The following is an 11443-nucleotide window of genomic DNA, read 5'->3' on the forward strand; positions in this document are numbered from 1 at the left end:
ATTAAGTACGGATGTAATAGTAACCCCCAACAATACCGGCACTACCGGAGTCAGCAATGTGTACTTCGAGGACTCAGCCAACGCCAGCGCACTCAGTACAGGCAGAAACAACCTAAGTGGGCGCAGCCTAACAGCCGCAACCAGTTGCAGTTTTGTTCCGGTTACTGCAGGTGTACCTGTAACTTGCTCCGCCACTGGCCTGACCACTCAATTGCAGACCATTTTCAACAAAACTGACTGGGCGGACGGCAACGCAGTGGCCGTAATGTTTAGGCCAACCAACAGTGCGTTCGAACTGAAAACCCGCAACGTGAGCCCTGATGCCAGCATAAAACTGCGCATCAAGCTTGCATCCGGCGGCCTCGGCTCCAAGGGCTATACCGTGCGCGAATACACCAACGGTATCGTGCAGGCACTGGTAGCCAATGGTTCAACGCCTATTGTGCCAACGCTTTACGATGCAGCGAAATACTTGGTGCAAACGCCAGCGAAACATATCGGCAGTGACGCCAGCCCAATCACCAGTTCGTGCCAAGCCAACTACGTGGTGTTCCTCACGGACGGTGAAGCGAACGGCACCACCGACGAAGCTAAAGCCGGGGTCAATACCCTGACCGGCCTAACCAACTGCACCAGCGACAGCCGCTACGACAGCGAGCGCTGCGCACGCTCGCTGGTTACTTGGATGAAGACCTCGGACATGGCTGACTACGAGGGTCTTAACAACGTGCAAACCAGCACCATTGGTTTTAACACCAGTGGTAATGCCCAAGCCACCGCGCTGTTGAATGACCTGGCTAGATTGGGCGGCGGCAAGGCCTACCAGGCCGAAAACGCCAGCGACCTGGCCAATGCCTTTGACGACATCGTGCAAGCGGCGCTAGCCACTAACACCACCTTTGTTAACAGCACCGCACCAGTAAACAGCTTTAACCGCGCAGACAACCTGGATCAGCTGTATTTCGCCTTGTTCAAACCGTCACAGTTCAACCGTTGGGCAGGCAACCTGAAGCGCTATCGCCTGAAGACCGAAGGCTCGGTGGCGACCATCGTTGATGCCGATGACGTATCCGCCATCGACCCCAATACCGGGTTCTTTAAATCCAGTGCACGCAGCTTCTGGAATAACACTCGCGATGGTTCCGACATTACCCTGGGGGGGGCAGCGGTGAAGCTGCCGGTACCGGCCTCGCGCAACCTCTATACCTACACCGGGGCGTCTCCCACCACAGCCACCGCATTGTCCGCGTTGGTAACTACAAACACGGGTATTACCAAGGCCAAGCTGGGCGACTCCAGCATGGATGACACGGCGCGAGTCAACCTGATCAGCTACATTCGCGGCGGACCCGACGCGGTCAATACGGCTGACCGTTATTCCTTGGGCGACCCAATCCACTCCTCGCCCCGTCTCGTGACTTATGGCTGCAACACCTTCACTTCCGGGGTATGCACCTCGCCCGATATCACAGCGATCATGGGCACCAACGAGGGCTACATTCACGGCTTCAACACCGACACTGGCGTAGAGCAATTCGCCTATATGCCCCAGGAGTTGTTACCAAACATCAAACAGCTGCGTGACAACGCGCAGTCCAGCTCGATCAGGCCACGCCTCTATGGCATGGATAACACCGTTACCCTGTGGGTAAATGATGTAAACGGTAATGGTCTGATCTACGGCGATGCAATCAGCGGAAATACCACGACGAAGAACGCCGGCGACTTCGTCTACGCCTACGCCACCATGGGTCGCGGTGGGCGCAACATTTACGCACTGGATATCACCGACCGTAGCAACCCGAAAATCCTTTGGCAGATTTTGGGCGGTACAACCACTGGCTTCGAGAATCTTGGGCAAACGTGGTCGGTGCCGGTCAGAACCAAAATTCGAGTGGGTACTGACATCACCGACGTCCTGGTTTTTGGTGGTGGTTACGACCCAGCGCAGGATGCGGACAATCGCAATATCTCCACCAGCCTGTATGCGGACGACTCGCAGGGCAATTCTATCTACATTGTTAACGCAAAAACCGGTGCTTTAATCTGGTCGGCGGGCAGAGCGACCTCGGGTTACACGCAAAGCTTGCCAAAAATGAAGTACAGCATTCCAAGCAGCGTGCGGGTTATTGACCTGCAGAAAAACTCCGCCGACGTATTAGTCGCAGATGCTGACAAACTTGCCGACCAGTTTTTCGTTGGCGATATGGGCGGCCAGGTATGGCGCTTCTACATCAACAACGGCAGCAGCGGTGCCTCGCTGGTAACCCCAGCAGGCACCAACAATGACGGCGTATTTGCCAGCGTTGGTAACACCACCACCGCAGCCGGTGCACGGCGGTTCTACAACGAGCCGGACGTGTCGCTGCTTAATGCCAACGGCACTCGCTCCCTGGCCGTGTCCATTGGCAGCGGCTACCGTGGCCACCCGCTTAACGAGTACATTCAGGACCGCTTCTATGCGTTCCGTACTGCCACGCTGTTCAAAACCACGACATCAGAAGGGACGATGACCGAAAGCAGCTTGTACGATGCAACGGCCAACTTGGTGCAAGCGGGAACCGCAGCTCAGAAAACCGCCGCTACCAACGCGTTTAACCTGGCCACTGGCGGCTGGTATATCACCTTGAGCAACAGTGGCGAGAAGGTACTTTCGCGCGCGCTGACCGCTAACGGCATTCTGTATTTCAACACCTACGAACCCACCACCAGCACCGCCGCTTGCAGCGCTGCAGTTGGGGTAAACAGGTCCTACTCTGCTCGCCTACTGGACGCCACACCGGCCTCAGTACCTGCCGGCGGCAACGGCACGCCAGCGGACCGAGCGCAAACCAGTAACAGCGGCGGTATTTCCGGCGACCCGCAGTTGTTCTGCAGCGGCGCGCATTGCTGGGTGCTGAAAGACCCAGGGCTTGACCCGGACCCAAGTGGCACACCAGCACCGGGTAAAACCTACTGGATCGACCAGTCCACCCTCGACTAGACAACCACCGCACGGGCCGCAAGGCCCGTTTCGGCTTTTAACAAGGGCAGTAAAAGATGAAAACACAACAAGGCTTTACCCTCGTGGAATTGATGGTGGCGTCGGCGATCTTGATCATTCTGTCGATGATCGCCATACCGAATTATCAGAACTACATTCGCCGAACTACCTGCGAGGACGCCAAGGCGACCTTGGTTGGCGCATCCAATGTGGTGGAACGTTTCCGCGCGCAGAACAACACCTATGCCAGTGCCTCGCTCGGTAACTACACAAAAAGCCCAGTAGACGGCTCCGCGCAGTTCAATATCGCGCTCGTGGCGGCCTCCTCTACTGCAACCACCTATCTGTTGTCCGCAACACCAGTAGCCGGTACCAGGTTGGCCGGCACCGGTACCCTTACGCTGTCTTCCACGGGCGCACGAGGGGCAACTGGTAAACTCAGCCAAATCGGCGCCTGGACGAGTTGCCAAGGCATCTAAACACCAGCCAATAAAAAAGGAGCTGCATCTACAGCTCCTTTTTTTACGCCGGCTTCAGCGACTCAAATGGCCTTAACCCGCAACTCCTTCGGCATCGAGAACGTCACATTCTCCGGCCGCCCATCCAGCTCTTCCGCACCTACCGCGCCCCACTCCCTCAAACGCTGCACCACGCCCAGCACCAACACTTCCGGCGCCGAAGCACCTGCGGTAATGCCTATACGCGCCGCACCTTCGAACCAGCCTTGTTGCAGATCTTCAGCGCCATCAATCAGATAAGCCGGCGTACCCAGTCGCTCGGAAAGTTCGCGCAAGCGGTTGGAGTTGGAGCTGTTGGGGCTGCCGACTACCAGCACCACATCGGATTCGCTGGCGAGCTGTTTAACGGCGTCTTGGCGGTTCTGTGTGGCGTAGCAAATGTCGTCTTTGCGCGGCCCACCAATGCTGGGAAAGCGATTGCGCAGGGCGTCGATAACGCGACTGGTGTCGTCCATCGACAAGGTGGTTTGGGTGACGAAGGCCAGGGCTTCTGGGTTGCGTACTTGCAGGTTGGCGACGTCGGCTTCGTCTTCGACCAGGTAGATAGCGCCGCCGTTGCTGGCGTCGTATTGACCCATGGTGCCTTCCACTTCGGGGTGGCCGGCGTGGCCGATGAGGATGCATTCGCGGCCGTCGCGGCTGTAGCGGGCGACTTCAATATGTACTTTGGTCACCAGCGGGCAGGTGGCGTCGAACACTTTCAGGCCGCGGGCTTCGGCTTCTTTGCGCACGGCTTGGGAAACGCCGTGGGCGCTGAAGATAACGATGACGTTGTCCGGCACCTGGTCGAGCTCTTCGACAAAGATGGCGCCACGGGCGCGCAGGTCTTCGACGACGAATTTGTTGTGCACCACTTCGTGACGCACGTAGATCGGCGGGCCGAACACTTCCAGGGCGCGGTTGACGATTTCGATCGCGCGATCAACGCCGGCGCAGAAGCCGCGGGGGTTGGCGAGTTTGATTTGCATGGGTGCGTCCTCATCCGCCAAAGCGGGGCAAGGCAACCGGCGGATTAGGCCGGCTTGACCTCGATAATGTCGACCTGAAAGCTCAGGGTCTTGCCGGCCAGCGGGTGGTTGAAGTCGATGGTAACTTGGCTGTCATCAAAGGCTTTGACCACGCCGGGCAGCTCGGTGTTGGCGGCGTCGTTAAAGATCACCAGCAAGCCTTCCGACAACTCCATGCCTTCGAATTGCGAGCGCGGCATCACCTGCACGTTTTGTGGGTTGGGCTGGCCGAAGCCGTGCTCCGGTTCGACTTGCAGGGTGCGTTTGTCGCCAGCCTTAAGGCCGAATAGCGCCGCTTCAAAACCGGGCAGCAGGTTGCCGTCGCCGACTTTAAAGGTGGCTGGTTTTTTGTCGAAAGTGCTGTCCACCACGTCGCCGTTTTCCAGGTTCAGGGCGAAGTGCAGGGTTACTTGTTTGTCCGGACCAATACGTTGCTCCGTTACGGGGGCATCAGTCATGGGCAGGCTCCTCGGCTTTTTTGCTTTTGAACATATCCAGGGCCAGCAACACGGCGCCCACCGAGATGGCACTATCGGCGAGGTTGAACGCCGGAAAGTGATGGCGGTTCTGCCAATGCACAAGGATAAAGTCGATCACATGGCCAAGGACGATACGGTCGTACAAGTTGCCCAATGCGCCGCCGAGCACCAAGGCCAGGGCAATGGCCAGCCAGGTTTCGTCGGCCTTCAGGCGTTTCAGCCAGACCACCAAGGTGATGCTGACCACGATGGCAATAAGGGCAAACAACCAACGCTGCCAGCCGGAGCTGTCAGCGAGGAAGCTAAAGGCGGCGCCGGTGTTGTAGGCCAGAGTCCAACTGAAGTAACCGGGAATGACTTCAATCTGCTGGTACAAACTCAGGCTGCTTTCGAAGTACAGCTTGGTGGCCTGATCGAGGATCAGCACCACCAGGCTCAGCCACAAAAAGCTCAGCCGGCCGAAACGCTCAGAGTTAGGCATAGTGACGCACCTCGCCTGCACCGCTGATATTGTCGACGCAACGGCCGCAGATTTCTGGATGCTCTGGGTTTACCCCGACGTCTTCACGGCAATGCCAGCAGCGCGCGCACTTGGCGTGGGCTGATTTCACTACCTTGAGTTTCAGGCCCGCCACTTCAGTCACTACCGCATCGGCCGGCGCGCTGGCCAGCGGCGCTACGGCAGCGGTCGAGGTGATCAAGACAAAGCGCAGCTCGTTGCTGAGTTTGCCGAGGTCGGCGACCAGGGCATCTTCGGCATACAGGGTGACTTCGGCTTGTAAGTTGCCGCCTACTGCCTTGGCCGCGCGCTGAACTTCCATCTCTTTGTTTACTGCGACTTTCACCGCCATGACGCGCTCCCAGTAGGCGCGGTCCAGCTCGAAGCCTTCCGGCAAGGCGCTGAGGCCTTCGTACCAGGTGTTGAGCATCACCGATTCGTTACGCTCGCCTGGCAGGTATTCCCACAGCTCGTCCGCGGTAAAGGCCAGGATCGGTGCGATCCAGCGCACCAGCGCTTCAGCGATATGGAACAGCGCGGTCTGGCAGGAGCGACGCGCCTTGCTGTCTGCGGCAGTGGTGTACTGACGGTCCTTGATGATATCCAGGTAGAAGCCGCCCAGCTCCTGCACGCAGAAGTTGTGCACCTTGGAGTAAACGTTCCAGAAACGGTATTCGCCGTAATGCTCTTGCAGCTCGTTTTGCAGCAGCAAGGCGCGGTCGACGGCCCAACGGTCCAGCGCCAGCATGTCTTCGGCGGGCAGCAGGTCGGTGGCTGGGTTAAAGCCACTGAGGTTGGAGAGCAGGAAGCGCGCCGTGTTGCGGATACGCCGGTAAGCATCAGCGCTGCGCTGCAGAATCTGATCAGAAACCGCCATTTCGCCGGAGTAGTCGGTGGCCGACACCCACAAACGCATGATGTCGGCGCCCAAGGTGTCGTTGACCTTTTGCGGCGCGATAACGTTGCCGAGCGACTTGGACATCTTGCGGCCCGCCTCGTCCACGGTGAAACCGTGGGTCAGCAATTCGCGGTACGGCGCGTGGTCGTCGAGCATGCAACCGGTCAAAAGCGAGGAATGGAACCAGCCGCGGTGTTGGTCGGAGCCTTCCAGGTACAGATCGGCCCGCGGGCCGCTCTCGTGGCCCATCGGGTGCGAGCCACGCAGCACGTGCCAGTGGGTGGTGCCGGAGTCAAACCAGACATCGAGGGTATCGCTGATTTTGTCGTAGCTGGCCGCTTCGTCACCGAGCAGTTCGGCGGCGTCGAGTTTGAACCAGGCTTCGATGCCCTCTTGTTCAACGCGCTTGGCCACTTCCTCCATCAGCTCGACGGTGCGCGGGTGCAGTTCACCGCTGGCTTTGTCGAGGAAGAACGGGATTGGCACGCCCCAGTTACGCTGGCGGGAGATGCACCAGTCCGGGCGATTGGCGATCATCGAGTGCAAGCGCGCTTGGCCCCAGGCCGGCACGAACTGGGTGTCTTCAATAGCTTGTACTGCGCGCTGACGCAGGGTGTTGCCGGCGGCTGGCTGCTTGTCCATGCCGACGAACCACTGCGCGGTAGCGCGGTAGATCAGCGGCGTTTTATGCCGCCAGCAGTGCATATAGCTGTGGCTGATGGTTTCGGTATGCAGCAGCGCGCCGACTTCGCTGAGTTTCTCAACGATGGCCGGGTTGGCTTTCCAGATAAATTGGCCGCCGAAGAATGGCAGCGATTCAACGTACACGCCGTTGCTTTGCACCGGAGTGAGAATGTCGTCGTTGACCATGCCGTAGCGCTTGCAGGTCACGAAGTCGTCTTCACCGTAGGCTGGTGCGGAGTGCACCACGCCAGTACCGGCGCCCAACTCGACGTATTCGGCCAGGTACACCGGCGAGAGGCGCTCGTAGAACGGGTGACGGAAGTTGATCAAGTCCAGCGCAGCACCCACCGCCGTGGCGATCACCGAGCCCTCGAGGTTGTAACGGGTCAAGCAGGACTCAACCAGCTCCTCAGCGAGAATCAGCAATCGGTCGCCGACATCCACCAAGGCATAGGTGAACTCGGGGTGCACATTCAGCGCCTGGTTGGCCGGGATGGTCCACGGGGTGGTGGTCCAAATCACGATGGCAGCTGGTTTGCTCAACGACGGCAGGCCGAAAGCGGCGGCCAGTTTGGCTTCGTCGGCAATCGGGAAGGCAACGTCGATGGTCGAAGACTTTTTGTCCTGGTATTCGACTTCCGCTTCGGCCAGGGCCGAGCCGCAGTCGAAGCACCAGTTAACCGGCTTCAGACCTTTAAAGACAAAACCGCCTTTGACCATTTCGGCCAGCGCACGGATTTCCCCGGCTTCGTTGGCAAAGTCCATGGTTTTGTAGGGGTTGGCCCAATCGCCAAGCACACCTAGGCGAATAAATTCGGCCTTCTGCCCTTCGACCTGCTCAGCGGCATAGGCGCGGCACAGCTCGCGGGTTTTATCGGCGGGCAGGTTTTTGCCGTGGGTGACTTCAACCTTGTGCTCGATCGGCAGGCCGTGGCAGTCCCAGCCAGGCACGTACGGCGCGTCGAACCCGGAGAGGGTTTTCGAGCGCACGATCATGTCTTTGAGAATCTTGTTTACCGCGTGACCGATGTGAATAGTGCCGTTGGCATAGGGCGGGCCGTCGTGCAGCACGAACTTGGGCCGATCTTTACCAATCTCGCGCAACTTCTGATACAGGCCAATGCTGTCCCAGCGCTGCAGAATCTGCGGTTCGCGCTGTGGCAGGCCGGCCTTCATTGGGAAGGCTGTATCGGGAAGGTTTAGCGTGGCTTTGTAGTCGGTCATCTCAGGCTCTTCACTTAAGCGGTTGACCCTGCCATAGGGCACGGGCGGCGGCGACATCCGCGTGTATCGCCGTCTTCAGCGCCTCCAGGGAGGCGAAACGCTGCTCATCGCGCAGCTTTTGGTGGAATGCCACCGTCAAACGTCGGCCATAGATATCGCCGACAAACTCTAAAAGATGCACTTCCAGGTGTGCGCTACCGTCGCCCTGCACCGTAGGTCGCACGCCGATATTGGCGACGCCAGGCCAGGGTTTGCCGTCGAGTTCAACACTCACCAGGTACACCCCGGTCAGCGGCACGCGGCGGCGTTTGAGTTGTACGTTGGCCGTTGGCGTGCCGAATTGGCGGGCCAGTTTCTGCCCATGCAACACGCGTCCGGAAATTTGAAACGGACGACCGAGCAAACGTTCAGCCAATACAAAATCAGCGGCGGCGAGCGACTCACGCACACGCGTACTGCTTACGCGCAGACCGTCAATTTCAACGGTGCTGGCCGCCTCCAGGGTAAAACCTTCGACCACGGCGGCTTGCTGCAGAAAAGCAAAATCGCCCGCTCGATCGCAGCCGAAACGGAAGTCATCGCCCACTTCCAAGTGCTGCACACCAAGGCCCTCAACCAGAATGGCGTGAACAAATTCAGCGGCGCTGAGTTCACGCAAACGGCGATTAAAGGACAGGCACAGCACCCGATCGACCCCGGCAGCAGCAAACAAGGCCAGCTTGTCGCGCAAACGGGTGAGGCGTGCCGGCGCGGTGTCGGGACCAAAAAATTCACGGGGTTGCGGCTCGAAAATCACCACACAGCTAGGCACACCCAATTCATCGGCGCGCTCACGCAACCGCGCCAGGATGGCCTGGTGACCACGGTGCACGCCATCAAAATTGCCGATGGTGGCCACACAGCCCCGATGCTGGGGCCGCAAGTTTTGAAGCCCTCGAACCAGCTGCATAGGGACGCTTCTTGCTCACAAAGTGGGCGATTATACGCACACCCGGCGCTGTACAACAGGCAACAGCTGTCGCGTTATTGCATGCACGAAAATGAATATTCCCGCGGCATATCAGGCCAGCGAACGCCGGGCAAAATCACGTAGACGAAAGCCCAGCAGCAACAACACGCCAAAATACGCGGCAATACCGACCGCCACCAATGCGCCGAGGCGTAACAAACGGATCAACATTTCCCCCTGATCCCAAGCCGGCATCACATACATCAAGCCAATCAGCACAGCCGCCATTACCAACACGGCCGCCACCAGCTTGGCCATAAACACCCCCCAGCCTGGCTGTGGCACAAATAACTGTTGCTTGCGCAGCTGCCAGAACAACAAGCCGGCGTTCAAGCAGGCGGCCAGTCCGATGGACAGTGACAGCCCGGCATGGGGATACGGCAAGGTAAAAAAGAACACCAGGTTCATCAGCTGTGTGGCCACCAGCGTACCCAGGGCAATACGCACCGGCGTTTTGATGTTCTGCCGCGCATAGAAGCCCGGCGCCAGCACTTTGACCAAGATGATGCCCAACAGTCCCACGGAGTAAGCGATCAAGGCGTACTGGGTCATCTGCGCATCATGGGCGCTGAATTTGCCGTACTGAAACAGCGACACGGTCAGCGGCTCGGAAATGATCGCCAGCGCCAGCGCACATGGCAGAGCGAGCAGAAAACATAGGCGCAGCCCCCAATCCAGCAGACGCGAGTATTCCTCGGTATTTTTGCTCGAGAAGCTACGCGATAGTGCTGGCAGCAGGATGGTGCCCAGTGCCACACCAAGTACACCCGACGGCAGCTCCATCAAGCGGTCGGCGTAGTACATCCACGACACCGAGCCGGCCACCAGAAACGAGGCAAAGATGGTGTTGATGATCAGCGAAATCTGGCTAACGGAAACGCCGAGAATCGCCGGCCCCATTTGTTTCATCACCCGCCACACGCCTTTATCGCGCAGGTTCAAGCGTGGCAGCACGAGCATGCCGATCTTTTTCAAATGCGGTAGTTGGTAGAGCAGTTGCAGCAGACCGCCGACCAGTACGGCCCAGCCCAGCGCCATGACGGGCGGATCGAAATAGGGCGTCAGAAACAGAGCGAAAAAAATCATGCTCAGGTTGAGCAGGGTCGGCACGAAGGCCGGCACCGAAAAGCGGTTCCAGGTATTCAGAATCGCGCCGGCCAACGAAGCCAGGGAGATCAGCAATATATAAGGAAAGGTCACGCGCAACAGCGAAGAGGTCAGCTCGAATTTTTCCGGCGAATCGACAAAGCCCGGCGCCGTTACCCAGATCACCCAGGGCGCGGCGATCATGCCCAGCGCCGTCACCACCGCCAATACCAGGGTCAGCAGGCCTGATACGTAAGCAACAAAGGTTCGCGTCGCCTCCTCGCCTTGCTGGGTTTTGTACTCAGCCAGAATCGGCACAAACGCTTGCGAGAACGCGCCCTCGGCAAAAATTCGCCGCAGCAGATTGGGCAGCTTAAAGGCAACAAAGAAGGCGTCGGTGGCCATGCCTGCGCCGAAAAAACGCGCCACGATGGTGTCGCGAACAAAACCCAGCACCCGGGACAACATGGTCATCGAGCTGACCGCAGCCAGCGACTTAAGTAAATTCATAACGCTCGTTTCTACCGCATGAAGTAAGCTACGCCACCGCAAAACACGGCACTGCGCTGTAGGCCGCAAGGCAAAGGCGGCGAGTGTAGAACCGGACCGCAAATAAATCATCCTCGCACGTGGGGCACGCCTGTCGGCCTGTACACAGCAAGGCTGAACCGCGCTTGACAAGCCTTCGACACATCGGCATGATTCGCGGCCTTATTTGTTTAGTCATTTCCCCAAAGTTTCAAGGAGCTCGACGGTGGCCAATACACCTTCTGCCAAAAAACGCGCTAAACAGGCTGAGAAGCGTCGTAGCCATAACGCCAGCCTGCGCTCCATGGTTCGTACTTACATCAAGAACGTGGTCAAGGCTATCGACGCCAAAGACCTCGAACTTGCTCAGAAAGCGTACATTCTGGCTGTGCCTGTAATCGACCGTATGGCCGACAAAGGCATCATCCACAAGAACAAAGCAGCTCGTCATAAGAGCCGCCTGAACGGTCACATCAAGGATCTCAGCCAAGCTGCTGCTGCCTAAGTGTGATGCGTTGAAAAGACCGA

Annotated in this window: 9 protein-coding genes; 3 read left to right on the top strand and 6 right to left on the bottom strand. The window is 58.4% G+C overall.

The features are described from left to right. The first annotated feature begins 265 nt into the window (after positions 1-265). Positions 266-2983 (top strand): hypothetical protein, encoded by a 2718-nt coding sequence (locus AAAB16_RS24785; RefSeq protein ID WP_340665747.1) that lies wholly within the window; start codon positions 266-268, stop codon positions 2981-2983. A gap of 56 nt (positions 2984-3039) precedes the next feature. Continuing rightward, positions 3040-3462 (top strand): type IV pilin protein, encoded by a 423-nt coding sequence (locus tag AAAB16_RS24790; protein ID WP_340665748.1) that lies wholly within the window; start codon positions 3040-3042, stop codon positions 3460-3462. A gap of 62 nt (positions 3463-3524) precedes the next feature. Here the strand turns inward: AAAB16_RS24790 and ispH are convergent, their stop codons facing one another. The 6 genes from ispH to murJ all read right to left on the bottom strand — a co-directional run bounded on the left by ispH (position 3525) and on the right by murJ (position 10897). Further along, complete coding sequence (ispH, locus tag AAAB16_RS24795) at positions 3525-4469, bottom strand: 4-hydroxy-3-methylbut-2-enyl diphosphate reductase (protein WP_340665749.1); 945 nt, start codon at positions 4467-4469, stop codon at positions 3525-3527. A gap of 44 nt (positions 4470-4513) precedes the next feature. Then, a complete protein-coding gene (locus tag AAAB16_RS24800) occupies positions 4514-4966 on the bottom strand; it encodes a peptidylprolyl isomerase (protein WP_340665750.1) in 453 nt (150 codons plus the stop codon). Beyond that, complete coding sequence (lspA, locus tag AAAB16_RS24805) at positions 4959-5468, bottom strand: signal peptidase II (RefSeq protein WP_340665751.1); 510 nt, start codon at positions 5466-5468, stop codon at positions 4959-4961. The genes AAAB16_RS24800 and lspA overlap by 8 nt, the downstream gene beginning before the upstream one ends. Further along, positions 5461-8292, bottom strand: coding sequence for an isoleucine--tRNA ligase (ileS, locus tag AAAB16_RS24810; protein WP_340665752.1), 2832 nt, complete (start codon positions 8290-8292; stop codon positions 5461-5463). The genes lspA and ileS overlap by 8 nt, the downstream gene beginning before the upstream one ends. A 10-nt stretch (positions 8293-8302) precedes the next feature. Then, a complete protein-coding gene (gene ribF / locus AAAB16_RS24815) occupies positions 8303-9241 on the bottom strand; it encodes a bifunctional riboflavin kinase/FAD synthetase (RefSeq protein ID WP_340665753.1) in 939 nt (312 codons plus the stop codon). A 111-nt stretch (positions 9242-9352) separates the two neighbouring features. After that, complete coding sequence (gene murJ / locus AAAB16_RS24820; protein ID WP_340665754.1) at positions 9353-10897, bottom strand: murein biosynthesis integral membrane protein MurJ; 1545 nt, start codon at positions 10895-10897, stop codon at positions 9353-9355. Positions 10898-11141: 244 nt separating this feature from the next. Between murJ and rpsT the strand changes: the two genes are divergently transcribed. Then, positions 11142-11420, top strand: a complete 279-nt coding sequence (rpsT, locus tag AAAB16_RS24825) for a 30S ribosomal protein S20 (protein WP_340665755.1) — start codon at positions 11142-11144, stop codon at positions 11418-11420. The last annotated feature ends 23 nt before the right edge of the window (positions 11421-11443 follow it).

The sequence above is a fragment of the Pseudomonas sp. genome (assembly GCF_037994325.1).
Taxonomy (GTDB): Bacteria; Pseudomonadota; Gammaproteobacteria; order Pseudomonadales; family Pseudomonadaceae; genus Aquipseudomonas.